This is a genomic window from Streptomyces sp. NPDC057136, assembly GCF_042670885.1.
Classification (GTDB): domain Bacteria; phylum Actinomycetota; class Actinomycetes; order Streptomycetales; family Streptomycetaceae; genus Streptomyces.
In genome coordinates this window covers 76,551-102,083 of sequence record NZ_JBHUUV010000024.1, presented here as the reverse complement: position 1 = coordinate 102,083, position 25,533 = coordinate 76,551, and the positions used below count along the sequence as shown (strand labels likewise).

The 25,533-nt window shown below is 70.7% G+C and carries 23 protein-coding genes; 13 read left to right on the top strand and 10 right to left on the bottom strand.

Annotated features, from left to right (window positions below):
- Positions 1–205 precede the first annotated feature (205 nt).
- Both sucC and sucD read left to right on the top strand, forming a co-directional pair.
- A complete protein-coding gene (gene sucC / locus ACFT7S_RS25970; protein WP_382735766.1) occupies positions 206–1,387 on the top strand; it encodes an ADP-forming succinate--CoA ligase subunit beta in 1,182 nt (393 codons plus the stop codon).
- Between the two features lie 21 nt (positions 1,388–1,408).
- A complete protein-coding gene (sucD, locus tag ACFT7S_RS25965; protein ID WP_185299005.1) occupies positions 1,409–2,293 on the top strand; it encodes a succinate--CoA ligase subunit alpha in 885 nt (294 codons plus the stop codon).
- A 122-nt stretch (positions 2,294–2,415) separates the two neighbouring features.
- Here the strand turns inward: sucD and ACFT7S_RS25960 are convergent, their stop codons facing one another.
- A complete protein-coding gene (locus ACFT7S_RS25960; RefSeq protein WP_382735764.1) occupies positions 2,416–3,741 on the bottom strand; it encodes a helix-turn-helix domain-containing protein in 1,326 nt (441 codons plus the stop codon).
- Positions 3,742–3,849: 108 nt separating this feature from the next.
- Here ACFT7S_RS25960 and ACFT7S_RS25955 point away from each other — a divergent pair, with 108 nt between their 5' ends.
- Positions 3,850–5,592, top strand: a complete 1,743-nt coding sequence (locus tag ACFT7S_RS25955) for a DUF6350 family protein (protein WP_382735762.1) — start codon at positions 3,850–3,852, stop codon at positions 5,590–5,592.
- Positions 5,593–5,637: 45 nt separating this feature from the next.
- On the opposite strand, the gene ACFT7S_RS25950 is transcribed toward ACFT7S_RS25955, so the two are convergent.
- Entirely contained in the window at positions 5,638–6,582 is a 945-nt protein-coding gene (locus ACFT7S_RS25950; protein WP_382735760.1) for a hypothetical protein, read from the bottom strand.
- A gap of 240 nt (positions 6,583–6,822) precedes the next feature.
- Between ACFT7S_RS25950 and purN the strand changes: the two genes are divergently transcribed.
- The 3 genes from purN (at position 6,823) to ACFT7S_RS25935 (ending at position 10,645) form a co-directional block, all read left to right on the top strand.
- Positions 6,823–7,479: a phosphoribosylglycinamide formyltransferase gene (gene purN / locus ACFT7S_RS25945; protein WP_382735758.1), complete on the top strand. Its 657-nt coding sequence runs from the start codon at positions 6,823–6,825 to the stop codon at positions 7,477–7,479.
- Entirely contained in the window at positions 7,466–9,019 is a 1,554-nt protein-coding gene (purH, locus tag ACFT7S_RS25940; protein WP_382735756.1) for a bifunctional phosphoribosylaminoimidazolecarboxamide formyltransferase/IMP cyclohydrolase, read from the top strand. The genes purN and purH overlap by 14 nt, the downstream gene beginning before the upstream one ends.
- Positions 9,020–9,157: 138 nt before the next feature.
- On the top strand, positions 9,158–10,645 hold the full coding sequence (locus ACFT7S_RS25935; protein ID WP_382735754.1) for a DUF2079 domain-containing protein: 1,488 nt from the start codon (positions 9,158–9,160) through the stop codon (positions 10,643–10,645).
- A gap of 79 nt (positions 10,646–10,724) precedes the next feature.
- Here ACFT7S_RS25935 and ACFT7S_RS25930 read toward each other — a convergent pair whose 3' ends face one another.
- Positions 10,725–11,450 (bottom strand): RDD family protein, encoded by a 726-nt coding sequence (locus tag ACFT7S_RS25930; protein WP_382735753.1) that lies wholly within the window; start codon positions 11,448–11,450, stop codon positions 10,725–10,727.
- 232 nt (positions 11,451–11,682) lie between these two features.
- On the opposite strand from ACFT7S_RS25930, the gene ACFT7S_RS25925 reads away from it, so the two are divergent.
- The 4 genes from ACFT7S_RS25925 (at position 11,683) to ACFT7S_RS25910 (ending at position 15,878) form a co-directional block, all read left to right on the top strand.
- The gene (locus ACFT7S_RS25925; protein ID WP_382735751.1) at positions 11,683–12,567 is read left to right on the top strand and encodes a bifunctional methylenetetrahydrofolate dehydrogenase/methenyltetrahydrofolate cyclohydrolase; all 885 of its coding nucleotides are present in this window, start codon (positions 11,683–11,685) and stop codon (positions 12,565–12,567) included.
- A 22-nt stretch (positions 12,568–12,589) separates the two neighbouring features.
- Positions 12,590–13,162, top strand: coding sequence for a DUF3017 domain-containing protein (locus tag ACFT7S_RS25920; RefSeq protein ID WP_382735749.1), 573 nt, complete (start codon positions 12,590–12,592; stop codon positions 13,160–13,162).
- A 440-nt stretch (positions 13,163–13,602) separates the two neighbouring features.
- Entirely contained in the window at positions 13,603–14,736 is a 1,134-nt protein-coding gene (locus ACFT7S_RS25915) for a DUF2690 domain-containing protein (protein ID WP_382735747.1), read from the top strand.
- 152 nt (positions 14,737–14,888) lie between these two features.
- Complete coding sequence (locus ACFT7S_RS25910) at positions 14,889–15,878, top strand: malate dehydrogenase (RefSeq protein WP_382735745.1); 990 nt, start codon at positions 14,889–14,891, stop codon at positions 15,876–15,878.
- 135 nt (positions 15,879–16,013) lie between these two features.
- Here the strand turns inward: ACFT7S_RS25910 and ACFT7S_RS25905 are convergent, their stop codons facing one another.
- Together ACFT7S_RS25905 and ACFT7S_RS25900 are read right to left on the bottom strand one after the other, a co-directional pair.
- Positions 16,014–16,763, bottom strand: a complete 750-nt coding sequence (locus ACFT7S_RS25905; RefSeq protein ID WP_382735743.1) for an isocitrate lyase/phosphoenolpyruvate mutase family protein — start codon at positions 16,761–16,763, stop codon at positions 16,014–16,016.
- Between the two features lie 49 nt (positions 16,764–16,812).
- The gene (locus ACFT7S_RS25900) at positions 16,813–17,355 is read right to left on the bottom strand and encodes a carboxymuconolactone decarboxylase family protein (RefSeq protein ID WP_382735741.1); all 543 of its coding nucleotides are present in this window, start codon (positions 17,353–17,355) and stop codon (positions 16,813–16,815) included.
- Between the two features lie 47 nt (positions 17,356–17,402).
- Between ACFT7S_RS25900 and ACFT7S_RS25895 the strand changes: the two genes are divergently transcribed.
- The gene (locus ACFT7S_RS25895; protein ID WP_382735739.1) at positions 17,403–18,803 is read left to right on the top strand and encodes a PLP-dependent aminotransferase family protein; all 1,401 of its coding nucleotides are present in this window, start codon (positions 17,403–17,405) and stop codon (positions 18,801–18,803) included.
- 64 nt (positions 18,804–18,867) lie between these two features.
- Here the strand turns inward: ACFT7S_RS25895 and rocD are convergent, their stop codons facing one another.
- The 3 genes from rocD to ACFT7S_RS25880 all read right to left on the bottom strand — a co-directional run bounded on the left by rocD (position 18,868) and on the right by ACFT7S_RS25880 (position 21,505).
- Positions 18,868–20,073, bottom strand: a complete 1,206-nt coding sequence (gene rocD / locus ACFT7S_RS25890) for an ornithine--oxo-acid transaminase (RefSeq protein ID WP_382735737.1) — start codon at positions 20,071–20,073, stop codon at positions 18,868–18,870.
- A gap of 210 nt (positions 20,074–20,283) precedes the next feature.
- Positions 20,284–20,829 carry a hypothetical protein gene (locus tag ACFT7S_RS25885; protein ID WP_382735735.1) on the bottom strand — a complete coding sequence of 182 codons (546 nt, stop codon included), beginning with the start codon at positions 20,827–20,829 and terminating at the stop codon, positions 20,284–20,286.
- Positions 20,783–21,505: an RNA polymerase sigma factor gene (locus ACFT7S_RS25880; RefSeq protein ID WP_382735826.1), complete on the bottom strand. Its 723-nt coding sequence runs from the start codon at positions 21,503–21,505 to the stop codon at positions 20,783–20,785. The genes ACFT7S_RS25885 and ACFT7S_RS25880 overlap by 47 nt, the downstream gene beginning before the upstream one ends.
- A gap of 55 nt (positions 21,506–21,560) precedes the next feature.
- Here ACFT7S_RS25880 and trpS point away from each other — a divergent pair, with 55 nt between their 5' ends.
- Together trpS and ACFT7S_RS25870 are read left to right on the top strand one after the other, a co-directional pair.
- Positions 21,561–22,574 (top strand): tryptophan--tRNA ligase, encoded by a 1,014-nt coding sequence (gene trpS, locus ACFT7S_RS25875; RefSeq protein WP_382735733.1) that lies wholly within the window; start codon positions 21,561–21,563, stop codon positions 22,572–22,574.
- Positions 22,575–22,664: 90 nt separating this feature from the next.
- Positions 22,665–23,255 (top strand): 2'-5' RNA ligase family protein, encoded by a 591-nt coding sequence (locus ACFT7S_RS25870; protein WP_382735731.1) that lies wholly within the window; start codon positions 22,665–22,667, stop codon positions 23,253–23,255.
- Between the two features lie 73 nt (positions 23,256–23,328).
- On the opposite strand, the gene ACFT7S_RS25865 is transcribed toward ACFT7S_RS25870, so the two are convergent.
- On the bottom strand, positions 23,329–24,084 hold the full coding sequence (locus tag ACFT7S_RS25865; protein ID WP_382735729.1) for a decaprenylphospho-beta-D-erythro-pentofuranosid-2-ulose 2-reductase: 756 nt from the start codon (positions 24,082–24,084) through the stop codon (positions 23,329–23,331).
- Between the two features lie 73 nt (positions 24,085–24,157).
- Complete coding sequence (locus ACFT7S_RS25860) at positions 24,158–25,507, bottom strand: FAD-binding protein (RefSeq protein ID WP_382735727.1); 1,350 nt, start codon at positions 25,505–25,507, stop codon at positions 24,158–24,160.
- Positions 25,508–25,533 lie beyond the last annotated feature (26 nt).

Below are 25,533 nucleotides of genomic sequence, written 5' to 3'. Positions count from 1 at the left end.
GAGGGCGATCTGTGACGGTTATCACCGCCCTCCTGTGATCTGCAATTTAGGGTCCTGCGGAGCACGGGGATAACCTGCCGGATGGACATGCCGCGTACTCGGACACCGTGTGCGCCTCCCTGGTGACAGCGCAGTCACGTTGCCCTTCGCGGCACTGCCCACGCAGAAGAACGAACCGCGAGACCACTAAAAGGGACGGACGCGCGTGGACCTGTTCGAGTACCAGGCGAGGGACCTCTTCGCCAAGCACGGTGTACCGGTGCTGGCCGGTGAAGTCATTGACACGCCTGAGGCAGCCCGCGAGGCGACCGAGCGGCTGGGCGGCAAGTCCGTCGTCAAGGCGCAGGTGAAGGTCGGTGGCCGAGGCAAGGCCGGCGGCGTCAAGCTGGCCGCCACCCCCGACGAGGCGGTCGCCCGTGCGACCGACATCCTCGGCATGGACATCAAGGGCCACACGGTCCACAAGGTGATGCTTGCCGAGACCGCTCCGGAGATCCTGGAGGAGTACTACGTTTCGTACCTCCTCGACCGCACCAACCGCACCTTCCTGGCCATGGCCTCGGTGCAAGGCGGCATGGACATCGAGGAGGTCGCGGAGAAGACCCCCGAGGCCCTCGCGAAGGTCCCGGTCGACTCCAACTCCGGAGTCACGATCGAGAAGGCCCGAGAGATCGTCGCCCAGGCGAAGTTCCCGGCCGAGGTGGCCGAGAAGGTCGCCGAGGTTCTGGTGACGCTGTGGGACACCTTCGTCGCCGAGGACGCGCTCCTCGTCGAGGTGAACCCGCTCGCCAAGGTCGCCTCCGGCGACATCCTGGCGCTGGACGGCAAGGTCTCGCTCGACGAGAACGCCGACTTCCGCCAGCCCGGGCACGAGGCGCTCGAGGACAAGGACGCAGCCAACCCGCTCGAGGCTGCTGCCAAGGCCAAGAACCTCAACTACGTCAAGCTCGAGGGCGAGGTCGGCATCATCGGTAACGGTGCCGGTCTGGTCATGTCGACCCTGGACGTCGTCGCGTACGCCGGTGAGAACCACGGCAACGTGAAGCCCGCCAACTTCCTCGACATCGGTGGCGGCGCCTCCGCAGAGGTCATGGCGAACGGCCTGGAGATCATCCTCGGCGACCCGGACGTCAAGTCCGTCTTCGTCAACGTCTTCGGTGGCATCACCGCCTGTGACGAGGTCGCCAACGGCATCGTCCAGGCTCTGGCGCTGCTCGAGTCCAAGGGCGAGAAGGTCGAGAAGCCGCTGGTCGTGCGTCTCGACGGCAACAACGCGGAGCTGGGTCGCAAGATCCTTTCCGACGCCAACCACCCGCTCGTGCAGCGTGTGGACACCATGGACGGCGCGGCCGACAAGGCCGCCGAGCTCGCCGCGGCTGCGAAGTAAGGGACGAGGGACTCCAACACCATGGCTATCTTCCTCACCAAGGACAGCAAGGTCATCGTCCAGGGGATGACCGGCGCCACGGGCATGAAGCACACCAAGCTCATGCTGGCTGACGGCACCAACATCGTCGGCGGCGTGAACCCGCGCAAAGCCGGCACGTCCGTCGACTTCGACGGCACCGAGGTTCCGGTCTTCGGTTCCGTCAAGGAAGCGATGGAGAAGACGGGCGCCGACGTGTCCGTGCTCTTCGTTCCGCCGGCCTTCGCGAAGGCCGCCGTCGTCGAGGCGATCGACGCCGAGATCCCGCTGGCCGTCGTGATCACCGAGGGCATCGCCGTTCACGACTCGGCCGCCTTCTGGGCGTACGCGGGCGAGAAGGGCAACAAGACCCGGATCATCGGCCCGAACTGCCCCGGTCTCATCACCCCGGGCCAGTCCAACGCCGGCATCATCCCGGGCGACATCACCAAGCCCGGCCGCATCGGTCTCGTGTCCAAGTCCGGCACGCTGACCTACCAGATGATGTACGAGCTCCGTGACATCGGCTTCTCGTCCGCCGTCGGCATCGGTGGCGACCCGATCATCGGTACGACGCACATCGACGCCCTCGCGGCGTTCGAGGCCGACCCCGACACCGACCTCATCGTGATGATCGGCGAGATCGGTGGCGACGCCGAGGAGCGTGCCGCCGACTTCATCGCGAAGAACGTCACGAAGCCGGTCGTCGGTTACGTCGCGGGCTTCACCGCCCCCGAGGGCAAGACGATGGGCCACGCCGGCGCCATCGTTTCCGGTTCCTCCGGCACCGCCGCGGGGAAGAAGGAGGCCCTCGAGGCCGCCGGCGTGAAGGTCGGCAAGACGCCGACCGAGACCGCCAAGCTGGCGCGCGAGATCCTCGGCGCCTGATTGACGCGGCGCGGCGGACTGTCGCCGCGCCACCGTGTCACCGCACAGACGGCGCGGGCCCGCACCCTGAACGAAGGGTGCGGGCCCGCGCCGTTTTCGTGCGCGATACGTAGGGAACGCCGTCACGGAATCTGCGGTACCAGCCGCTCCGGACCGTGCGCGAGCTCGCCGCGCAGCGCCTTCTGCAGCTTCACGTCCTGCGGGGTGAGCTTCTGCGGGCCGCCCCTGGGTGGCACGCCGCCGACGCGTTCGGCGGGCGCCAGCGGCTGTTCGTACTGGGTGGGGGCCGTGTGCAGCGTGAGGGCCGTTACGCCGACGAGGGCCGCCACGAAGGCGATGGCCGCCCGGGTCCAGAGCCGGACCTTGCGTTCGCTGACCGTGCGGACCGCGCGGGCCGGGGCCGGTGTGGGTACGTGTTCGGCGAGGGCGAGCGCGCCGAGCCGGTCGTGCAGCAGCGCCGACGCCTCGTCAGGGGACGAGGTGTCCGCCAGTTCGGGCAGCCGCTCGGCGACCACGGCCCGCGCGGTCATCAGCCGGCCCGCTGCCGCCGGGGTGCTCGCCTCGGTCTCGGCAGCGGTCTCCGGCAGGTCCAGGCCCACCCCGTCGTAGAGCAGCAGGGTGCGACGGTACGACGGGGGCAGGTCGAGCAGCGCGTCGAACAGGGCCCGGCGCTGCGGCTCGGTCGGTGCGTCCGGGTGCCGGTGGGCGCGGCGCAGCCGGTGCCAGGGCGACATCGCGTACTCGTACGCGGCGGCCCGTACCCAGCCCGCCGGGTCACGGTCCACGGCGACCTCGGGCCAGCGCTGCCAGGCCAGCTGGAACGCCTGCTCGACGGACTCCCGGGACAGGCCGCGCCGGCCGGACAGCAGGTAGATCTGGCGGACCAGTCCCGGCGCGGCGTGGGTGTACAGGGCGTCGAACGCCTCCTCGGCCGAGATGCCGGAGGTGTCGGCGATGCCGGCCGGGGCCTCTGGGGTCTCACCGGCCTCTGGGGGATCGGCCGTGGTGAGGTGCTCGGCGTCCGTGCCGGTGTCGGGCTCGGTCGGGGACATGGTGGCGCTCCCGGGGGCTTCGACGGAGGGCTGCGGTGTGCCCCGCACCGGGGAGCGGGGCACGGTCGGCGGTGGCGACGGCCGGGCCGCCCGTTCGGCGGCAGTTTTCGGCCGGGCGTTCGGGGCTGATGGTCGGGTTCGGTCGGCCGGGGCAGCAGGCCGCTCCGCCGCTGGCTGCGGCTTCCCGGCGGAGCCGATCAGCCGGGCGTACGCCTCTCGCTTACGCCCTTTGGGGCTCGTGCGCCCCGTCTCCCAGGAGCGGACGGTGGCCCGGGTGACGCCGACAGCGGCCGCCACCTGCCCTTCACTCAGTGACTGCTCCTCGCGCAGCCTGCGCCGCTCCTTGGGGGAGGGCAGCGGGGTGGTGGCGGCGGACGCGGCCGTGCTCTGGGTCATGAGGCGCCCCCGGGAGCGCTCCACTGGGTGAAAAAGTACATAAACGTATATTGAGCGACACAGCGGCTATTCGCCTGTTACGCGAAATAAGCGCGTGTCGTTGGGAGCATGGCGGGCGTGACCCAAGTGACCGAGCGCAGCCCCATGTTGTCGGCCGAGCGGAGCCGGACCGCCGCGCTGGCCTCCTCCTTTTTCCGTGGAGTGATCGCGGCCGGCCTCGGGCTCGGCTCGCTGGCCGTGCTGGTCATGGTGCTGTGGATCAGCTCCCCTTACCCGGACAGCGGCCCCGGCGGCGCCCTCCATGTGGCGGCCGGCCTCTGGCTGCTCGCACACGGCGCCGAGCTGGTCAGGACCGACACCCTCAGCGGGATTCCGGCCCCCGTCGCGACCGTCCCGCTGCTGCTCGTCGTCGGCCCCGTGTGGCTGACGCACCGGGCCGCCCGTGACGCCCTGGAGCTCGGGGAGGGGCGCTCCGCTCCCTCGGCGGGCGGTGCGTTCTGCGCGGTGACCGCCGGATATCTGCTGGTCGCCGCAGGTGTCGCCGCCTATGCGCGGGGCGGGTCGATGCCCGCGGACCGCTTCTCGCTCGGCTTCCCGCTCGCCGTGGTGGTGGCCGTTTCCGCGGCCGCCGGGGTGTGGACGGCCTCGGGGCGGCCGCTGGGCCCATTGCCGTCCTGGGCGCCGCTGAGGCTCCAGGAAGGTGTCGCGCGGACCCTGTTCCGTACCCGGGCGGAAGCGGCGTTCCGGTCCGCCGCTGCCGGGGTGACGGTGCTGCTCGGCGGCGGCGTGCTGCTGGTCGCGGTGGCGTTGGTGTGGCATGTCCAGGCCGCCCAGAGTTCGTTCCTGGCGCTCTCCGACGACTGGTCGGGGCGGCTTGCCGTACTGCTGCTGGCCCTGGCCCTCGTACCGAATGCGGCGATGTGGGGTGCGGCGTACGGCCTGGGGCCCGGCTTCGCCCTCGGTGCGGCGTCCACGGTCACGCCGTACGCCGTCGAGGGGCGCCCGGCGCTTGTGGAATTTCCCCTCCTGGCCGCCGTGCCCGTTCCGGGCCCGGGGACGGTGGCCGACTGGGCGGCCCTGGCGGTGCCTCTGGCGGCCGGTCTGGCGGTCGGCTGGTTCACCGCGGGGCGGGCGGCTCCCGTCCGGGCGGCACGTGACGAGGTCTGGAGCGGGCGCGAGACGGTGCTGGTGGCGGTGCTGGCCGCGGTGGGCTGCGGTGCCGGTACGGCGCTGCTGACGGCGGCGTCCGGTGGTCCGCTCGGTACGGGGGCGCTGGCGGAGTTCGGCCCGGTGTGGTGGCTGGTGGGCCCGGCCGCACTCGTCTGGACGGCCCTGCTCGGCGTACCGGTGGCGCTGCTGCTCAGGTCGTGGCGGCTGCGGGAGCGCGGCTGGGCGTGGCGCCGGGACCGTACGGACGCGGGCTCCGGGCAGGACGCGAGTGGCATGTCGGCCGGAGCCGCGGAAACGGCGGAAGGGAAGACCGGGGCCGCCGGTGAACCGGAGCGGAGCTGGCACAGCGGCAATGGGCGGTGGTGGCGCCGCCGGGGCAAGGACGAGGGCGGAGCCGGGGCCGCTGCGGTGCCCTCGCCCGTCCCGCCCTCGGCGCCCGTGGCGGACGAGGAGAGTGCGGCCTTCGAACCGTACGACTTCCTGCCGACCGACCCGTGGCACGAGAAGACGGCCAGGGGGACCCGCTGGGTCTCGCTCAAGAAGGACTCCGGCGGGCTGATGCCGGACTTCCCGGCGCCGGAGGTCCCCACGGCGGACCTTCCGGCCGCGGAGGTCACGCACAACGGCCGGGCCCCGGAGGCGTCGGAGCCTCCGGAGTCCGGCCGGGGTACTGCTTCCTGAGAGTTTCTGGGAGCCGGTCCTGTCGGGCCCCGGCTCCCAGGGGGGTTACTTCTTGACGCCGAAGAAGGGTTCCAGCGGCTCGGGCAGCAGATCGTTGCAGGCCAGGGCGCCGGACTTGGTCAGTGCGTCGTTCACGCAGGTGTAGTAGTCGCGGTAGACCAGCTGCACGGTGAACGTCGTCGCCACGATCGACAGCGCGAGCAGCGCCGTCACGAGGCCGCTGACCGCGGCGGTCGTCTGCGGCCTGCCGTAGCCGACGCGGCCGGTGCCGGGCGCGGCCCCGTCCCCGGGCGCCGCGCCGGTCGCGTCACCGGTGACCGTCGGTCGCGTGATCCCCGCGACGTCTTCCGCGGTGGCGTGGGTGGAGGAGGACGGACTCTTCGGCTTGGCCCGCAGTGCGCTGATCGACCAGTACACCGAGAGCGCGCCGAGGAGCAGTGCGATCTCCGGGAAGTCGAACAGGGCGAAGAAGAAGGCCCACATGCCGCCCAGTACGGCGTAGCGGGCGCGCCGCTGAGCGGGGTCGGTCGGGTCCCAGCGCATGCCGCCGGAGCCGCCGTCCGGGCCGCCCTTGCCGCCGCCCTGACCGCCCTGGCCGCCGGGGCCTGTGCTGCCGGGGCGGCTGCCGAAGCCGCCGTTCTGCCGGCCGGGCTGCTGGTTGCTCCACTGGCTGCCCCAGGCCGGGCGGTCACCGGAGTCGCCGGACTTGTCGTCGCCGTCGTTCCCGTCGTTGCCGTTGCCGCCGCCGGTCTGCGCGGGGTGGCGCGGCTGCCAGGGCTGGTCGGGCCGGTTCTCGGGCGGAGCAGCGAACGGGTTGTCGTCCTGCGGCTTCGAGGACCCGGAGGAGCCGGAAGAGTCCGAAGAAGAGGACCCGGATGATCCGGAAGAAGAGGAGGAGCCCGGCGAGGAGGACTGGCGTTCCCGCAGCATCATCGGGACCCGCTCGGCCGGCGGGAGGCGGAAGGCGGTGCGGCGGCGTCGGTCCGGCATGTGGTGAACGTCTTCCCCATCTCGTCGTTTCCCGCCCGGTGGACGGTTCGCTGTCCCCAGACGCTACCTCCCGGCCTTGCCCCCGTCCCGTGGGGGCCGCTGGGAGTGCCGGTATCGTTGCTGACGGTCGGCCCGTTCGTAGAGTTCCCCGTATCAAGGGGCGAGATTCTTTCGTACGACCGTACAAGTAGCACCGCAAGCACTTCGCACCTGCGTTACCACGCGAGAAAGGGCCCAGCTGTGGCCTCCCCGCCCCCTTCCCCCGCTCCGGCCCGCCTGGTCGTGCTGGTCTCCGGTTCCGGTACGAACCTCCAAGCCCTGCTCGACGCCATCGGTGACGATCCCGAGGGCTATGGGGCCCAGGTCGTCGCGGTCGGCGCGGACCGTCCCGGCATCGTCGGTCTGGAACGCGCGGAGCGCGCCGGACTCCCGACCTTCGTGTGCCGGGTCCGCGAGCACGCCACCCGCGAGGAGTGGGACGCTGCGCTCACCGAGGCCACCGCCGCGTACCGCCCGGACCTCGTCGTATCGGCGGGCTTCATGAAGATCGTGGGCAAGAGGTTTCTCGCCGAGTTCGGCGGCCGGGTCGTCAACACCCACCCCGCCCTGCTCCCCAACTTTCCCGGTGCCCACGGAGTGCGTGACGCTCTCGCGTACGGCGTGAAGGTCACCGGGTGCACCGTCCACTTCGTCGACGACGGCGTCGACACCGGTCCGATCATCGCGCAGGGCGTGGTCGAGGTGACCGAAGAGGACACCCCGGAGGGCGAAGCCGCCCTCCACGAACGCATCAAGGAAGTCGAGCGCAAGCTGCTCGTCGAGGCCGTGGGGCGGCTCGCCCGCGACGGCTATCGCATTGAGGGACGAAAGGTTCATCTCGGTCATGTCGGTGAATAAGCCCATCCGCCGCGCCCTGGTCAGTGTCTACGACAAGACGGGGCTCGAAGACCTCGCGCGCGGTCTGCACGAAGCGGGTGTCGAGCTCGTCTCCACCGGCTCCACCGCCGGGAAGATCGCCGCCGCCGGCGTGCCGGTCACCAAGGTCGAGGAGCTCACCGGTTTCCCCGAGTGCCTCGACGGCCGGGTCAAGACGCTCCACCCCCGCGTGCACGCCGGCATCCTCGCCGACCTGCGCCTGGACGCCCACCGCGAGCAGCTCGCCGAGCTCGGGGTCGAGCCCTTCGACCTCGTGGTCGTCAATCTGTACCCGTTCAAGGAGACCGTCGCCTCCGGCGCCTCCGACGACGAGTGCGTGGAGCAGATCGACATCGGCGGCCCGTCGATGGTCCGCGCCGCGGCCAAGAATCACCCGTCCGTGGCCGTCGTCACGAGCCCGGAGCGTTACGCCGACGTCCTCGCCGCGGTCAAGGCGGGCGGCTTCGACCTGACCGCCCGCAAGCGGCTCGCCGCCGAGGCGTTCCAGCACACCGCCGCGTACGACGTGGCCGTGGCGTCCTGGTTCGCGGCCGACTACGCCGCCGCCGACGACTCGGGCTTCCCCGACTTCTTCGGTACGACGTACGAGCGCGGCAACGTCCTGCGGTACGGCGAGAACCCGCACCAGCCCGCCGCCCTCTACACCTCGGGCGCCGGTGGCCTCGCCGAGGCGGAGCAGCTGCACGGCAAGGAGATGTCGTACAACAACTTCACGGACACCGACGCCGCGCGCCGGGCCGCGTACGACCACGCCGAGCCGTGTGTCGCGATCATCAAGCACGCCAACCCGTGCGGCATCGCGATCGGCGACGACGTCGCCGCGGCGCACCGCAGCGCCCACGCCTGTGACCCGCTGTCCGCCTTCGGCGGGGTCATCGCCGTCAACCGTCCGGTGACCGTCGAGCTGGCCGAGCAGGTCGCGGAGATCTTCACCGAGGTCATCGTCGCCCCCGCCTACGAGGACGGCGCGGTCGAGGTGCTCGCCCGCAAGAAGAACATCCGCGTGCTGCGCTGCCCCGACGCCCCGGCCGCCCGGGTCGAGGTCAAGCCGATCGACGGGGGTGCGCTGCTCCAGGTCACCGACCGCCTCCAGGCCGAGGGCGACGACCCGGCCAACTGGACCCTCGCGACCGGTGAGGCCCTTTCCGCCGACGAGCTCGCCGAGCTCTCGTTCGCCTGGAAGGCATGCCGCGCGGTCAAGTCCAACGCGATCCTGCTCGCCAAGGGCGGCGCCTCGGTCGGCGTCGGCATGGGCCAGGTCAACCGGGTGGACTCCGCGAAGCTCGCCGTGGAGCGGGCGGGCAAGGAGCGCGCGGAGGGTGCGTACGCCGCGTCCGACGCGTTCTTCCCGTTCCCCGACGGTCTGGAGATCCTGACCGCGGCCGGCGTCAAGGCCGTGGTCCAGCCGGGCGGATCGGTCCGCGACGAGCTGGTCATCGAGGCGGCGAAGAAGGCGGGCGTGACGATGTACTTCACCGGCACGCGCCACTTCTTCCACTGAACCGCTCCGGCGTCTCCCACTGGCACCGCGCAGGCCGTACCCCGCACACCGGGGTGCGGCCTGCGCCGCGTGCGGCGTGCCGTACCCCCTCGTCTCTCTGTTCTAATAAACGGCCAGAGATTCCGTTGCGGGGGCGTTGTGCTCGAACTGAACAAGAGGAAACCGGACCGGTCCGAAACGGATGCCGGCCCTCCGGCTCCCGCGTCGGCAGCCGACACCGGGACACCCGGCGACCGCGTCCCGTTGCGCCCGTATCTCATCGCGGCGGCCGCCCTGTGCGCGCTGTACTTCCTCTACTCGTACCTCCAGTACAGGAACTTCGGCTCGCCCTCCTGGGACCTGGGGATATTCGAGCAGGAGGTCCGCGCCTACGCCGGACTGAACGCCCCGGTCGTGGATATCAAAGGCCCCGGCTATCTGATCCTCGGCGACCACTTCAGCCCGGTCGTGGCGCTCCTCGTGCCGCTCTACTGGATCTGGCCGTCGGCCCTGGCCCTGCTGTTCGCCCAGGCCGCCCTGTTCGCCGTCTCGGCCGTCGTCGTCGGCCGCACCACCCAGCAGCTTCTCGGCGGCCGCTCGGGGCTCTGCGCCACCGTCGCGTACGGGCTGTCCTGGGGTCTCCAGGAGGCGGTGAAGTCCGACTTCCACGAGATCGCGTTCGCGGTGCCCCTGCTCGCGCTCGTATGCCGGGCCCTGCTCACCCGGCGCTGGACCGCCGCGGTCCTCTGGTCGCTGCCCCTGGTGCTGGTCAAGGAGGACCTGGGCGCCACCGTGGCGGTCGTCGGCTTCCTGCTCTTCCTCTACGGCCGCCGCCTCCAGGGCGCACTGCTGGCCGCCTTCGGCGTGGTGGCCTTCGCCCTCACCGTGCTGGTCCTCATACCGGCGGCCAGCAGCCAGGGGACGTACGACTACTGGAAGAAGATCGACAAGAACGGCGAGCAGGACGTCTCCCTGCTCGACTCCGTCTTCGGAATCCTCAATTCCGCCGTCAAGCTGGAAATGCTGGTCTTCCTGGTCGGCATCACCGCCTTCATGGCGCTGCGCTCACCGCTGATCCTCCTCGTCCTGCCCACGCTCGGCTGGCGGCTGCTGTCCCAGGACTCCAACCACTGGGGCATGGTCTGGCACTACAGCGCCATCCTGATGCCGGTGCTCTTCCTCGCCATGGCCGACGGTGTCCGCCGCAGCCGCGGTTCGTCGCGGCCCTGGCTCGTCTCGTACGCGAAGGTCGCCGTGCCCGTCGCCGCCGCGGTCGCCGTGGCCCTCACCCAGCACCTTCCGCTGCGTGACCTGCTGCGCCCCGAGACCTACCGCACCGACGCACGCACGCACGCGGCCCGGGAGGCGCTGGAGGCCATTCCTGCGGGGGCGCGCGTCGAGACGGACATCACGCTCATGGCCCACCTGACCGGTGACCGCACGGTCTACTGGATCGGCGGAGCGCCGGGCACGGCGCCCGACATCGTCGCCGTCAACCTGGACTTCAGCTGGTCGCAGCCGATCGAGGACCCGGTGGCGTACGCGGAACAGCTGCACCCGGAGGCCCGTTACCGGCTCAAGCACCGGTCGGGGTCGTTCGTGGTGCTGGAGCGGACCACTCCTGCGCCGTCCGGATTCCGGCCCTGATCCGCTCGTCGGGCCCGGACAGCACGAAGGGCCGGAGTAGCTCCGGCCCTTCGTACGGTGTGTGAGCGGTCGGTACGCCCTACTTCTTGATCACCAGGGTGCCTGCGGCACGGTCGTGCCAGCCCTGCAGCTTCCCCGAGTTGTCGAAGAACGGGGAGAGGTAGACGAGGATGGCGCCGATGTAGCAGAGGAACGCGCCGACAATCGGGATGATGTAGCGGACGAAGCCCGCGCCGAGACCCGGGTTCTGACCGCTGTTCTCCTTGATGACGCGCAGGCCGACTGCCAGCTTGCCGACGGTTGCACCGACGAACGAGATCATCAGCCACTCGTAGAGCAGAGTGAAACCGGCGATCACGGCGATCCACGTGAACATCACGGTGACGATGCCGGCGCTGGCCTCATCCATGCACGACGTGTAGTCCGCGGAGTTGGGGTCGCAGGTATTGGCGATGCCCACGGCACCGGCCAGGCCCACCCCCATGATGATGCTGAGAATGACACCGATGACGACGCCGTCGATGGCACGAGCGCCAAGACGCCGCCCCATCGAAGCCACCTGGACGGTGCCGAGGACCGGGACGTTGATGTAGCCGTTGTTGGCCTGGAGGGTGCCGGGCTGCTGCGGGTAGGCGCCGTACGGCTGGCCGGGCTGCTGACCCGGCTGCTGCGGGTAGCCGTAGCCCTGCTGCGGGACACCCTGAGGAGCCTGCTGCGGGTAGCCGTACCCGGGCTGGCCCTGGGGCTGCTGGGGAGGCTGTCCGGGCTGCTGCCCGTACGGGTTGTTCGGGTCGCCGAAGCTCATATGGGGTGTTCCTTCAAACAGACGTGCGGGGACGGATTTCGGCCACACGGAGGAAGGAATCACGTCAGCGGTGCGCCACCCCCCGTGCTGCGCGGCACTGCGACCTTAATCGTTATAAGCCGCACGTAAGTTTGTCCAGTCGGATGGACAAGGCGTTGTGCAAGTGCAACCTCGCGTCCACGGCCGCACCCGCAATTGGTAAGCGGGCGGGGTCATCCGCGAGGATGGGTACATGACTGCCCAGATTCTCGATGGCAAGGCCACCGCAGCTGCGATCAAATCCGATCTGACCGTCCGCGTGGCGGCCCTCAAGGCGCAGGGCATCACGCCGGGCCTGGGGACCCTGCTGGTCGGCGACGACCCGGGCAGCCGGTGGTACGTGAACGGCAAGCACCGTGACTGCGCACAGGTCGGCATCGCTTCGATCCAGCGCGAGCTCCCCGACACCGCCACTCAGGAGGACATCGAGGAGGTCGTACGCGAGCTCAACGACAACCCCGAGTGCACGGGTTACATCGTGCAGCTTCCCCTCCCCAAGGGCATCGACACCAACCGTGTCCTGGAGCTCATGGAGCCGGCCAAGGATGCCGACGGCCTCCACCCGATGAGCCTGGGCAGGCTCGTACTGAACGAGACCGGCCCGCTGCCCTGCACGCCGCAGGGCGTCGTCCAGCTGCTCCGCGCCCACGGTGTCGAGATCAACGGCGCGCATGTCGTGGTCGTCGGACGCGGTGTCACCATCGGCCGCTCGATCCCGCTGCTGCTGACCCGTAAGTCCGAGAACGCCACCGTCACCCAGTGCCACACCGGCACCCGTGACCTCTCCTCCCACCTCAAGCAGGCCGACATCATCGTTGCCGCCGCAGGTGTGCCCCACCTCATCAAGCCCGAGGACGTGAAGCCGGGCGCCGCCGTGCTCGACGTCGGCGTCAGCCGCGACGAGAACGGCAAGATCGTCGGCGATGTGCACCCGGGAGTCGCCGAGGTGGCCGCCTGGGTCGCCCCGAACCCCGGTGGTGTCGGCCCGATGACCCGCGCCCAGCTGCTGGTCAACGTGGTCGAGGCGGCCGAGCGTGCCTCCGCCGAGGCCGCCGACGCCGCTGCCGTCTCCGGCTGACCCGACCCCCGGAAGGAACGTCATGGGTGCTGGTACCAGTCCGGCCGGCCAGGACTCCGTCGACCCGAAGTCCGAGGACCGCGAGACACCGGTGACGGCGGGTGAACCGAGTGCTGGCGGGGAAGAGGGTGCGGCCGGGGAAGCGAGTGCTGCCGCGGAAGAGGGTGCGGCCGGCGAACCGGTTGCGGCCGTCGCTCCGCGCTCCCGGCGTTTCCCCTCGCTGACCCGTGACACCGCACGGCCCGAGGGCGGCGGACGGGCCGCGCCGGGCGACGCGCCCGCCCCTGCCCGTCAGTGGCCGCTGCTCACCGTGCTCTGCACGGCCGCGGCCGGGCTGCTCATCGTCGCCACCGATCCCTTCGTCGAGGCATTCCGGATCGGCGCGATGCTGATCGGGATCGCCCTCATCACGGGGGCCGTGCTGCGCTGGGTGGTCCCGGCGGTCGGCATGCTCGCCGTGCGGTCCCGGTTCACCGACCTGGTCACGTACGGACTGATGGGCACGCTCATCGTGCTGCTCGCGCTGGTGGCGCAGCCGGAGCCGTGGCTGGACGTCCCGATCCTCGAGGACGCGGTCCACTTCACCATCCGATAGGCACGGCTGCTGTGTGCTGTGGTGTCCGTCCCCTCCCCCGAGAAGGGACGGACACCCGAGGACGAGGGTTCCGTACGAAAAAGCCCCGGAATGCGGTGACTTGAGCGGCCTTGCCCCGTCCTGACTCCAGCGTCATGGACATGCCGTGGTGGGACAAGAGATGCTTGGGGCCTGTGGCACGGAAGTGACCATTCCGCCACGGTGTGATCGCTCCGCAACGGTGGCAGACTGTCACGGCATCCGGCTCGGGGCGCTCGACGGAGTGCGCTGACGTACCGAATGCTCCCGTGCGCTCCCATGTCAGGAACTGACCGCCCGACATCGCGCATCCTCTTGGGTAGCTCAGAACGGAAGACCGCCGGATCTGGGCAGGGGGCATCGGGACCGGCGTCGCGGAGCGGGGCACATCAGGCACGTTCGGGGGAACACAAGGGGGAGCAATGCCTCGTTGGAAGGCACTACCGGAGGAACTCGACCCACAGGTCAAGGAGTTCGCCGGCCAGCTGCGCAGGCTCGTCGACCGCAGCGGACTGAACCTCGCCGCGGTGGCTGACCGCACGGGCTACAGCAAGACGTCGTGGGAGCGCTATCTCAACGGCCGGCTGCTCGCCCCCAAGGGGGCGATCGTCGCGCTGGCCGAGGTGACGGGCACCAGCCAGAATCATCTGACGACCATGTGGGAGCTGGCGGAGCGCGCCTGGAGCCGCTCCGAGATGCGCCACGACATGACGATGGAAGCCATCCGGATCACCCAGGCGCGTGCCGCGCTCGGCGAGTTCGGCTCCGTTCCGGCTGCCGGTGGGAAGGGCGGCCGCGCCGGTACGGGGGTGTCCACGGCCCCGGGTGCGGGCGCGGGCCGTGGCGGCGACGTATTCGACGGAGTCCGTCTGCCGTCCGTGCCGGTCCAGCGCGGTCCGATACCCACGGCCCCGCGGCAGTCCCCGCGCCAGGAGCCCGGGGTGCCATCGCGCGGCCCGGCCGGCTTCGGACCAGGGCCAGGGCCCGGAGCCGGACCCGGTGGTACGGGGGTGCGGGAGCCCGGTGGGCGCCGCAAGCTGACGATGCTTCTCGTGGGCATCGCCGGGGCACTGTTGGTGGCCGTCGGCGGGGTGCTGCTGGCCGCCGCGGGCGGCGATGACGAGGGCAGGACGGACGACGCGAAGCCGTCCGCCTCGCCGACCAAGAAGGCGCCGCCCCTTCCCGCAGGCGTCGAGTGCGCCGGTGCCGACTGCACGGGACAGGACCCGGAGGCCATGGGCTGCGGCGGTGAACTCGCCCGGACGGTCGCCAGTGCCACCGTCGGCGGCAGCCTTGTCGAGGTCAGGTACAGCAAGACCTGCGCGGCCTCGTGGGCCCGGATCACCAAGGCGGCGCCGGGGGACACCGTACGGATCAGCGCGGGAGCGGACGGGCAGGACGGCACGGTGAACGCGGATGCGGGCGCGGCCGCGGGTACGGATGCAGCCGCGGACACCGACGCGTACACCCCGATGGTCGCGGTGAAGAAGCCGGCCGACGCCACGGCCTGCGCGACCCTCGCCTCCGGCACGAAGGGCTGCACCACGCCCCAGTAGGGGCGCCTGTGCGCTGTCCCACAGGGGGGCGGGCGGCCGTGGGTCCCCGGGTCCGATAGCCTGATCGCTGGATATCTCTTCACGTCAAGATTCAGAGGTATCCAGCACCAGGGGCAGGGACCCCCACCGCCAGCTGTCTAACGGAGATCGCCATGACCCGCACTCCCGTGAATGTCACCGTGACCGGCGCAGCCGGCCAGATCGGCTACGCGCTGCTCTTCCGCATCGCTTCCGGCCACCTGCTCGGCCCGGACGTGCCGGTCAACCTGCGACTCCTCGAGATCCCGCAGGGCCTCAAGGCGGCCGAGGGCACCGCGATGGAGCTCGACGACTGCGCCTTCCCGCTGCTGCGGAACATCGAGATCACGGACGACCCCAACGTCGGCTTCGCCGGTGCGAACGTCGCTCTGCTCGTCGGCGCCCGCCCGCGCACGAAGGGCATGGAGCGCGGCGACCTGCTCGCCGCCAACGGTGGCATCTTCAAGCCGCAGGGCAAGGCCATCAACGACAACGCCGCGGACGACATCAAGGTCCTCGTCGTCGGCAACCCGGCCAACACCAACGCGCTCATCGCGCAGGCCGCCGCCCCGGACGTACCGGCGGAGCGCTTCACCGCGATGACCCGTCTGGACCACAACCGCGCGATCTCGCAGCTGGCCGCCAAGACCGGCGCCGCCGTCTCCGACATCCAGAAGCTGACGATCTGGGGCAACCACTCGGCGACCCAGTACCCGGACATCTTCCACGCGGAGATCGCCGGCAAGAACGCCGCCGAGCTCGTCAACGACGAGGCGTGGCTGGCCGACACCTTCATCCCGACCGTCGCCAAGCGCGGCGCCGCGATCATCGAGGCCCGTGGCGCGTCCTCGGCCGCCTCGGCCGCCAACGCCGCCATCGACCACGTGTACACGTGGGTCAACGGCACCGCCGCGGGCGACTGGACCTCGATGGGTATCCCGTCGGACGGCTCCTACGGTGTGCCCGAGGGCATCATCTCGTCCTTCCCGGTCACCACGAAGAACGGCACGTACGAGATCGTGCAGGGCCTGGACATCAACGAGTTCTCCCGTACGCGCATCGACGCGTCGGTGCGGGAGCTCACCGAGGAGCGCGACGCGGTGCGCGAGCTCGGTCTGATCTGACCGGCCCCATTTCGTTCGGCATTCTGTTCGACGAAGCGCCCCCGGCAGCACACGCTGCCGGGGGCGCTTTGCTGTACGGGCACGGGCACGGGCACGGGCATGGGCATGGGCATGGGCATGGACATGGGCAGGGCGTCAGCGGCTGTGCAGCTTCCCGGCCATGTCCCGTACGGCCGCCATGGCTTGCTGCTGCATCAGAGGGCCGAAGGTGATCCGCGCCGCGCCCAGCTCACCGAGGCGGCGCAGGGCCGGCGGGTCGTGCGGTGAACCGTTGATGTTGAGCGGGACCGGGATCGCCGCGGCCAGGCGGGGGAGGGCGGCCGGGGGCGCGGTGATCGGGTAGACGCAGTCCGCACCGGCCGCCGCGTAGAGACGGCCACGTTCGATCGTCTCGGTCTCCGTCTCGGGGTCCGTGCCGTCCCGCCCGCCCCGGAGATACGTGTCGACGCGGGCGTTGACGAAGAGACGGCCGCCCGCGAAGGACCGCACCTCCGCCAGCCGGTCGGCCTGCTGGTGCGGGTCGAGAAGGACACCGTCCACGGAGTCCTCCAGATTGCAGCCCACGGCGCCCGTCGCCAGGAGGCGTTCCACGAGTTCCTTCGGGTCCAGCCCGTAGCCGGCCTCGATGTCCGCGGATACGGGAACGGACACCGACCGCACGATCCTGGCCACCGCCGCGAACATGTCGGCGGCCGGTGTCCGGCCGTCCTCGTGACCGAGCGAGGCCGCGACGCCGGCGCTCGGTGTCGCGAGCGCAGGGAAGCCGGCCTCCTCGAAGGTACGGGCGCTCGCGGCGTCCCACGGGCCGGGCAGGACCAGCGGGTCGCCGGGCGCGCGTCCCTGGTGGAGCGCACGGAAGACGGAGACCGGATCGGACGTGGACATGAGAGGACTCCCGGGGCGGTAGGGCTAGTAATGCTCGGCCGGTTCGTGGTCAGTGCTTGATGTCGCCGGGGGCGTAGTGGCCGGGGGCCAGCCGGGCGGCCACACCGAACCGGTTCCAGGCGTTGATCACCGTGATGGCGGCGATCAGCTGCGCGAGTTCCGCCTCCTCGAAGTGCTTGGCGGCCTTCGCGTACACCTCGTCCGGTACGAAACCGTCGGTCAGGACCGTCACGGCCTCGGTCAGTTCGAGCGCCGCGAGCTCCTTCTCCGTGTAGAAGTGCTGCGACTCCTCCCAGGCGCTGAGCTGGATGATCCGCTCGACGGACTCGCCCGCCGCCAGCGCGTCCTTCGTGTGCATGTCCAGGCAGAACGCGCAGTGGTTGATCTGCGAGGCCCGGATCTTCACCAGCTCGACCAGCTTCGGGTCGAGACCCTTACGGGAGGCGACATCGAGCCGGACCATGGCCTTGTAGACCTCGGGGGCGAGCTGGGCCCAGGGCAGGCGGGCGGGGTGCTCGGGGGCGTAGCCGGACGGGGCGAGGTCGGAAGGGGCGAGGTCGGAAGGGGTGAGGTCGTGCGCGTGCGTCGTCATGGGAACGACGTTACGGGGCAGGTGGCGCACAGGTATGGTCCATTTCCATGACGGATTCCTGGGCCACTTTCGGGGCCGACCTGCATATCGAACCGGTCGGCGGGGGACTGCGCAGCGGACTCATGGAGGCGCTGCGGGAGGCCGTGCGCAGCGGGCGGCTGACACCGGGCACCCGGCTGCCGTCGTCCCGTACGCTCGCCGCCGATCTCGGCGTCGCCCGGAACACCGTCGCCGATGCCTATGCCGAACTCGTCGCCGAGGGCTGGCTCACCGCCCGGCAGGGGTCGGGCACCACGGTCGCCCAGCGGGCCGCCCCACGCCGGTCGGCCACCAGGGCGCCGAGGTCGCGGCCGGTACGGGGCCGGCCCGCCTACAGCCTCAACCCCGGGACCCCGGACCTCGCGTCCTTCCCTCGCGCGGACTGGCTCAAGGCGGCCCGGCGCGCACTGACCGCGGCCCCCAACGAAGCCCTCGGTTACGGAGATCCGCGCGGGCGCATCGAACTGCGCACGGCGCTGGCCGACTATCTGTCCCGGGCCCGCGGTGTGCACGCGGACCCCGAACGGATCGTGATCTGCTCCGGATTCGTCCACGGTCTGATGCTGATGGGGAAGGTGCTGCGGCAGCACCGGGTGAGGGACGTCGCTGTCGAGTCGTACGGACTGGATGTGCACTGGAATCTCCTGAGGGAAGCGGGGTTGCGCACTCCGTGCTTGCCGCTGGACGAACTGGGCTCCCGGACCGATGAGCTGGGGGCGATGAGGGGAGCGGGCGCGGTCCTGATGACTCCGGCGCATCAGTTCCCGATGGGTGACTCACTCCATCCCGACCGGCGGGCCGCCGCGGTCGACTGGGCGCGGTCCTCGGGGGGCCTGATCCTGGAGGACGACTACGACGGGGAGTTCCGCTACGACCGCCAGCCGGTCGGCGCGCTCCAGAACCTCGACCCGGAACGCGTCGTCTACCTGGGTACGTCGAGCAAGTCCCTGGCGCCCGGGCTGCGGCTGGCCTGGATGGTGCTCCCGGAAGGGCTGGCCGGGGAGGTGGCGGAGGCGAAGGGGGTCTCCGACTGGGCGTCCGGAGCGCTGGACCAGCTGACGCTCGCGGAGTTCATCACGTCGGGGGCGTACGACCGTCATGTCCGGTCCATGCGGCTGCGTTACCGGCGTCGGCGCGACCAACTCGTCGCCGCGCTCGCGGAACGGGCGCCGGACATCCGGGTCAGCGGCATCGCCGCCGGCCTGCACGCCGTGCTCGAACTCCCCGAGGGCACCGAACGATCGGTGATCCAGGCCGCCGCCTTCCAGGGCCTGGCCCTGGAAGGCGTGTCCCGCTACCGGCACCCGGAGGCGGCGCCGGGGCGCGATGCCCTGGTCATCAGCTACGGCTCACCCCCGGACAGCGCCTGGTCGGGCACGTTGGACGCCCTCTGCCGCGTACTGCCCTGACCCGGAACGTCCCTGACCCGGAACGCTCCGGGCGCCGCCCGGCCGGTGTGGTGAACCTCGTAGCTCAGTCGCTCAGGACGCCGCGGAGCTGGTCCAGGCCCCAGTCCAGGTCCTCCTTGCTGATCACCAGGGGCGGGGCGATGCGGATCGTCGACCCATGGGTGTCCTTGACCAGCACGCCGCGATCCATCAGCTTCTCCGAGATCTCCCGGCCTGTCCCATGGGCCGGCGAGACATCGACGCCCGCCCACAGACCCCGGCCCCGGACGGCGTCCACAGCCCCCTGGCCCACCAGCAGGCCCAGTTCGCGGTGGAGATGGTCGCCCAGCTCGGCCGCACGCTGCTGGAACTCTCCGGTGCGCAGCATCGCGATGACCTCCAGCGCGACCGCGCAGGCCAGCGGATTCCCGCCGAACGTCGAGCCGTGCTCACCCGGTCGGTACACACCGAGCACCGCCGCCGATGACACCACAGCCGACACGGGCACCACGCCCCCGCCGAGTGCCTTGCCGAGCACATACATGTCGGGCACCACGCCCTCGTGCTCACAGGCGAAGGTCTTTCCGGTCCTCCCCAGGCCCGACTGGATCTCGTCCGCGATGAACAGCACGTTCCGCTCGCGGGTCAGCTCACGGACTCCGGGGAGATACCCGGCGGGCGGCACCAGCACCCCCGCCTCGCCCTGGATCGGCTCCATCAGCACCGCCACGGTGTTCTCGGTCATCGCCGCACGGAGCGCGGTGAGGTCCCCGTACGGCACGATCTCGAACCCCGGTGTGTACGGCCCGAAGTCCGCCCGGGCCTCGTGGTCCGTGGAGAAGCTGACGATCGTGGTGGTCCTGCCGTGGAAGTTGTCGGCGGCGACGATGATCTTCGCCATGCCGTCGGGGACGCCCTTGATCCGGTACCCCCACTTGCGGGCGGTCTTCACCGCGGTCTCCACGGCCTCCGCCCCGGTGTTCATGGGCAGGACCATCTCCATCCCGCACAACTCCGCGAGCTGCGTACAGAAGTCGGCGAAACGGTCGTGGTGGAAGGCGCGTGAGGTGAGCGTCACCCGTTCCAACTGGGCCTTGGCGGCGTCGATCAGCCGGCGGTTGCCATGGCCGAAGTTGAGGGCCGAATACCCGGCGAGCATGTCGAGGTAGCGGCGGCCCTCGACGTCGGTCATCCAGGCACCGTCCGCTGAGGCGACGACGACGGGCAACGGGTGGTAGTTGTGCGCACTGTGCGCCTCGGCGGAGGCGATGGCTGTTTCCGTGGTCGACACGGGATCTCCGTTCGTCGTGCGGCGTGGGCGGGGGGTCGTGCCCACTTTGTATCGTCGGTCGGTTACCTGGCGAGGAAACCTTCATTGCGCGGCGCGCCCCGGATTCCCTCTGTGTCCCCTTCTCACAGATTCAGCAACTGCCGGCGCGGACCCGGCTCACGCCCGCAGCCACCGCCACCGCCACCGCCACCGCTCCCGTCACCACTCCCGTCACCACTCCCTCCGAAGGGCGGACGCAGCCGCTGCCGCAGCCTCAGTGCGCTGACCGCGCCCGCGACCAGCCCCGGTACCGCCCACCACCACCCGCTCCGCCCTGCCGCAGTCCGGTCCGGCCACGCCCGACTCACCCGGCGGGCTCTTCGGCGGCGGCGATGCCGGGGTGTACCGGACCTCGACCCCGCCGAAGTCGAACCAGTCCGCGACCGCCGTCCGGACCGGCGAGGTGAGGACGAGTACGACGAGTAGTCCGGAGAGCACGGCGCCGAGCAGCCGGGCGTGCCCGCGGAGCCACGTCCCAACCCGCTCCGCACGCCCCGGAGGCTCCCGGACGGGCACCGGCACGGCTTCCGCGACGAGCTGCGCCATCACCCGCTCGGCCATCGTCAGACCATCGGTCGCCGGAACGTCCAGCCCGCGCCCCAGCGCCAGCAGATCCGCCCGGAGCCGGGCCCGGGAGTCGTCCGGGTCCGCCCCGGGCTCCCGGCCCGGCTCACCCACGTCCGCCGCCTCTCCTGCCGTCCGCCCCACGTCTCCCATGCCTCCCACCTCCTTCCCGAGTCCGCTCCCCATCCCCATCCCTATCCCCGTCCCCATCCCGCTCCGGCTCCTGGCGCAGCTCCTTCTCCAGCTTCTTCAGCGCGCGGTTCAGCCGGGACTTCACCGTCCCTCTTGGCCAGCACAGCGCCTGCGCCGTCTCCGCCTCGTCCATCTCCAGCAGATAGCGGTAGGTGACGACCTGCCGCTGCTCCTCGCTCAGCGCGTCCAGCGCGGCGGTCAGCAGGCTTCGCCGTTCCTCAGCGAGCGCCGCCAGTGCCGGGTCCGCGGACTCCGGTATCAGCGGGTCGGCACCATGGAATCCGGCCTCGCGACCGGCCACCGCCCGCGCCCGGCCCGCCGATCGCACTGTGTTTCTCGTCTCATTCACGACGATCCGTAACAACCATGGACGAAACACCGCACCGTCCCGGAATCTCCCCAGGGCCTGATAGGCCTTGAAGAAGGCGGACTGCACCACGTCCTCCGCATCGGCCCCCGCGCCGAAGGCGACCGCGACTCGTAGCGCGACCCCCGTATGGGCGCGCACGAGCTGCGCGTATGCCTGCGCCTCCCCGGCGCGCACACGAGCGATTACCGCGGCCTCGCCGTCGGCCCTGCCGTCGACGGTGCGGCCCCCCTCCGGCCCTTGTTGCAGGGCCCCCTCCCGCGTCCTCACACCTTTGATACACCGGTTGCCGGAGATCGGTTCCGCACCTGAGACAATGAGTTTTATGGCCTCTGAACGCCCCCGCGTGCTCTCCGGAATCCAGCCCACCGCAGGCTCGTTCCACCTCGGCAACTATCTCGGTGCGGTCCGCCAGTGGGTGGCGCTGCAGGAATCCCACGACGCCTTCTACATGGTGGTGGACCTGCACGCGATCACGGTTCCGCAGGACCCCGTGGAGCTGCGCTCGAACACCCGGCTCGCGGCCGCCCAGCTGCTGGCGGCCGGTCTCGACCCCGAGCGGTGCACGCTCTTCGTCCAGAGCCACGTCCCCGAGCACGCCCAGCTCGGCTGGATCATGAACTGCCTGACCGGCTTCGGTGAGGCGTCCCGCATGACGCAGTTCAAGGACAAGTCCGCCAAGCAGGGTGCCGACCGGGCGACCGTCGGCCTCTTCACGTACCCGGTCCTCCAGGTCGCCGACATCCTGCTCTACCAGGCGAACCAGGTCCCGGTCGGCGAGGACCAGCGTCAGCACATCGAGCTCACCCGCGACCTCGCCGAGCGCTTCAACGGCAGGTACGGACAGACGTTCACCATCCCGGCGCCGTACATCCTCAAGGAGACGGCGAAGATCTACGATCTCCAGGACCCGGCGATCAAGATGAGCAAGTCGGCGTCGACGCCGAAAGGCCTCATCAATCTCCTGGACGAGCCGAAGGTCACAGCCAAGAAGGTCAAGAGCGCGGTCACCGACACCGACACGGTCATCCGTTTCGACCCGGAGAAGAAGCCGGGCGTCAGCAACCTCCTGACCATCTACTCCACCCTCACGGGGACCGGTATCGCGGATCTGGAGCAGAAGTACGAGGGCAAGGGCTACGGTGCGCTGAAAACCGACCTCGCGGAGGTCATGGTGGAGTTCGTCACCCCCTTCCGCACCCGTACGCAGGAATATCTGGACGACCCGGAGACGCTGGACTCGATCCTGGCCAAGGGCGCGGAGAAGGCCAGGGCCGTCGCCGCTGAGACCCTGGCGCAGACCTACGACCGAATGGGCCTTCTGCCCGCCAAGCACTGAGTCCAAGGACCCTGGCGAGAACGCGGTCCCAAGCGGCACACTGGCGTCGGCACGACCGAAAATCGACCATCGAAGACTGAGGAGAACGATGTGGGGACCGTAACGCTTGGCGTTTCGATCGCGGTCCCGGAGCCTTACGGCAGCCTGCTCCAGGAGCGGCGCGCGAGCTTCGGGGACCCTGCCGCGCATGGCATTCCCACCCACGTCACCCTTCTCCCGCCGACCGAGGCCGAGGCGGCCGACCTGCCCGCGATCGAGACGCATCTCACGCAGATCGCGGCGGCCGGCCTCCCCTTCCCGATGCGGCTGTCCGGAACCGGGACCTTCCGGCCCCTCTCCCCGGTCGTCTTCGTCCAGGTCGTCGAGGGTGCCTCCGCCTGTGCCTGGCTCCAGAAGCGGGTCAGGGACGCCTCCGGGCCGCTGGTGCGCGAGCTCCAGTTCCCGTACCACCCCCATGTGACCGTGGCGCACGGCATCGCCGAGGAGGCGATGGACCGTGCCTACGAGGAGCTGTCCGTCTACGAGGCGGCCTGGACCTGCGGTTCCTTCGCTCTGTACGAGCAGGGCGCCGACAGCGTCTGGCGCAAGATCAACGAGTTCCCGTTCGGCGCGGGGGGCGGGGCACCCGCCGTGCCCGCACAGGGCGGCAGCTCCGTGGACCAGCCGTCCCTGCACACCTGACAGTCCTGCCCCTGGGGCCTTTCGTTTGGTCATGCCGGACCCCGCGAGCCCGGCATGATCCAAACGAAAGACCCTAGACCGGGAGCCGCCGGAACAGCGGGCGCGGTACGTGGCGCAGCGCCGACATCACCACCCGTAGCGACCCCGGCACCCACACCGTCTCCGAGCGCCGCCGCAGCCCTGTCACGATCGCGTCCGCGACCGCCTCCGGTGTCGTCTCGAGCGGTGTCTCCGGCAGGCCTGCAGTCCTCCTCGACCGTACGAAGCCGGGGCGTACGACCATCACCTGCACCCCCGTGCCCTGCAGCGCGTCCCCCAGGCCCTGGGCGAACGTGTCCAGACCGGCCTTGCTCGACCCGTAGATGAAGTCGGCGCGCCGGGCGCGTTCGCCCGCCACCGAGGAGAGCACGACCAGCGAGCCGTGCCCCTGCGCCTGAAGCGCGCCGGCGCACACCAGCCCGGCCGAGACCGCCCCCGTGTAGTTGGTCTGGGCGACCCGGACCGCGGAGAGAGGTTCCTCCTCGTCGCGCGCCTGGTCGCCGAGTACGCCGAACACCATCAGCACCATGTCGATGTCGTCCTCGGCGAACAGCGTGCCGAGCGTCGTCTCGTGCGACTCGGGGTCCAGGGCGTCGAAGGCGACCGTACGGACGTCGGCGCCGAGCGCCCGTAGATCGGCGGCGGCCTGCTCCAGGGCAGGGGACGGCCGTCCGGCCAGTCGGACCGTGCGGGTGCGGCGGCTGATCAGCCGGCGCGCAGTGGCCAGGCCGATCTCCGATGTGCCGCCGAGGATGAGCAGGGACTGCGGAGCACCGAAGGCGTCCTTCATGGAAACACTCCTGGTCATGGCGGAGGGAGGGGAGAGAAGCGGAAGGAAGCGCAGGGGGGTGAGGGCCGGAGGATCAGAGAGCGAGACGGCGGGACAGGTCCGAACGGAACGCTCCGGCCGGGTCCAGCTCCGCCCGCAGCGCGCGGAATTCGGCCAGCCGCGGATACATCGCGGCGAGCGTCTCGGGGCGCAGCCGCGAGTCCTTCGCCAGATAGACCCGGCCGCCGGCGGCGGCCACCTCCTCGTCGAGTTCGTCCAGGAAGCCCGCCAGACCGGGGAGGGCGGCGGGCAGACCGAGGGCGAGACTCCAGCCGGGCATCGGGAACGACAGCCAGCCCGGGTCGCCTGCGCCGAACCGTCTGAGCACCGCATGGAACGAGGGGCAGCGGCGCAGCGAGATCCGGCGGACGATGCGCCGCAGCGTCTCCTCCTGACCGTGCCCGACGACGAACTGGTACTGCACCAGGCCGCTGCGCCCGTAGACGCGGTTCCAGTGCGGGACACCGTCCAGGGCGTGGAAGAAGGCGGAGATCCGCTGAAGCTCTCCGGTGCGGCGCCTGGGGGCCGTGCGGTAGCGAAGTTCGTTGAACAGGGCGATGGACGCCCGGCCCAGCAGCCCTTCCGGTACGTACGGGGGAACGGCGGGCAGGTGGACGGGGCGGAACAGAAGAGGGGTGCGCCGAGCGCGCGCCGGGAGCGCGTCCAGCGGTGCGTGCTCCCCACGGGTGAGTACGGCACGCCCCGTGGACCGGCCGCGTGCCAGGAGATCGATCCAGGCGGCCGTGTACGTGGAGCGGTGACCGCTCGCGGTGAGACGGGCCATCAGATCGTCGAGATCCGTAGCCCGTTCGGTGGCGACCGACATCAGCGAGGTCGTGACGGGGCGGAGGCCGATCGTGGCGGAGAGGATGACGCCGGTCAGCCCCATGCCGCCCGCCGTCGCGTCGAAGAGATCGGTGCCGGGGCGGACCGTACGGACCTCGCCGTCGGCGGTCAGCAGCTCCAGGGCGTGTACGTGACGGGAGAAGGACCCGGCAACGTGCTGGTTCCGGCCGTGGATGTCGGAGCCGATCGCGCCGCCCACGGTGACGTACCGGGTCGCGGGGGTGACCGGCAGGAACCAGCCGAGCGGCAACAGAGCCTGCATCAGCCGGTGCAGGCTCACCCCCGCGTCGCAGACCACGGTGCCACCGGCGGTGTCGACGCTGCGGATGCAGTTGAGTGCGGTCATGTCGAGGACGGAACCGCCCGCGTTCTGCGCGGCGTCGCCGTAGGCGCGGCCGAGGCCGCGGGCGATGGAGCCGCGGGGTCCGCAACCGCGCACCGCGGCCACCGCCTCCTCGTACGTACGGGGCCGGAACCGCAGTGCGGTCGTCGGGGCGGTGCGGCCCCAGCCGGTCATGGAGACGGTGTCGACAGACATGGTGGTGACGTTATCGCCAGAGAAAA

Excerpts from the sequence above, each read along its gene's own strand:
- sucD (WP_185299005.1), top strand. The coding sequence starts at position 1,409 with ATGGCTATCTTCCTCACCAAGGACAGCAAGGTCATCGTCCAGGGGATG.
- ACFT7S_RS25960 (WP_382735764.1), bottom strand. The coding sequence starts at position 3,741 with ATGACCCAGAGCACGGCCGCGTCCGCCGCCACCACCCCGCTGCCCTCC.
- ACFT7S_RS25955 (WP_382735762.1), top strand. The coding sequence starts at position 3,850 with ATGGCGGGCGTGACCCAAGTGACCGAGCGCAGCCCCATGTTGTCGGCC.
- ACFT7S_RS25950 (WP_382735760.1), bottom strand. The coding sequence starts at position 6,582 with ATGCCGGACCGACGCCGCCGCACCGCCTTCCGCCTCCCGCCGGCCGAG.
- purH (WP_382735756.1), top strand. The coding sequence starts at position 7,466 with ATGTCGGTGAATAAGCCCATCCGCCGCGCCCTGGTCAGTGTCTACGAC.
- ACFT7S_RS25930 (WP_382735753.1), bottom strand. The coding sequence starts at position 11,450 with ATGAGCTTCGGCGACCCGAACAACCCGTACGGGCAGCAGCCCGGACAG.
- ACFT7S_RS25925 (WP_382735751.1), top strand. The coding sequence starts at position 11,683 with ATGACTGCCCAGATTCTCGATGGCAAGGCCACCGCAGCTGCGATCAAA.
- ACFT7S_RS25920 (WP_382735749.1), top strand. The coding sequence starts at position 12,590 with ATGGGTGCTGGTACCAGTCCGGCCGGCCAGGACTCCGTCGACCCGAAG.
- ACFT7S_RS25915 (WP_382735747.1), top strand. The coding sequence starts at position 13,603 with ATGCCTCGTTGGAAGGCACTACCGGAGGAACTCGACCCACAGGTCAAG.
- ACFT7S_RS25910 (WP_382735745.1), top strand. The coding sequence starts at position 14,889 with ATGACCCGCACTCCCGTGAATGTCACCGTGACCGGCGCAGCCGGCCAG.
- ACFT7S_RS25905 (WP_382735743.1), bottom strand. The coding sequence starts at position 16,763 with ATGTCCACGTCCGATCCGGTCTCCGTCTTCCGTGCGCTCCACCAGGGA.
- ACFT7S_RS25900 (WP_382735741.1), bottom strand. The coding sequence starts at position 17,355 with ATGACGACGCACGCGCACGACCTCACCCCTTCCGACCTCGCCCCTTCC.
- ACFT7S_RS25895 (WP_382735739.1), top strand. The coding sequence starts at position 17,403 with ATGACGGATTCCTGGGCCACTTTCGGGGCCGACCTGCATATCGAACCG.
- ACFT7S_RS25885 (WP_382735735.1), bottom strand. The coding sequence starts at position 20,829 with ATGGGAGACGTGGGGCGGACGGCAGGAGAGGCGGCGGACGTGGGTGAG.
- trpS (WP_382735733.1), top strand. The coding sequence starts at position 21,561 with ATGGCCTCTGAACGCCCCCGCGTGCTCTCCGGAATCCAGCCCACCGCA.
- ACFT7S_RS25865 (WP_382735729.1), bottom strand. The coding sequence starts at position 24,084 with ATGAAGGACGCCTTCGGTGCTCCGCAGTCCCTGCTCATCCTCGGCGGC.
- ACFT7S_RS25860 (WP_382735727.1), bottom strand. The coding sequence starts at position 25,507 with ATGTCTGTCGACACCGTCTCCATGACCGGCTGGGGCCGCACCGCCCCG.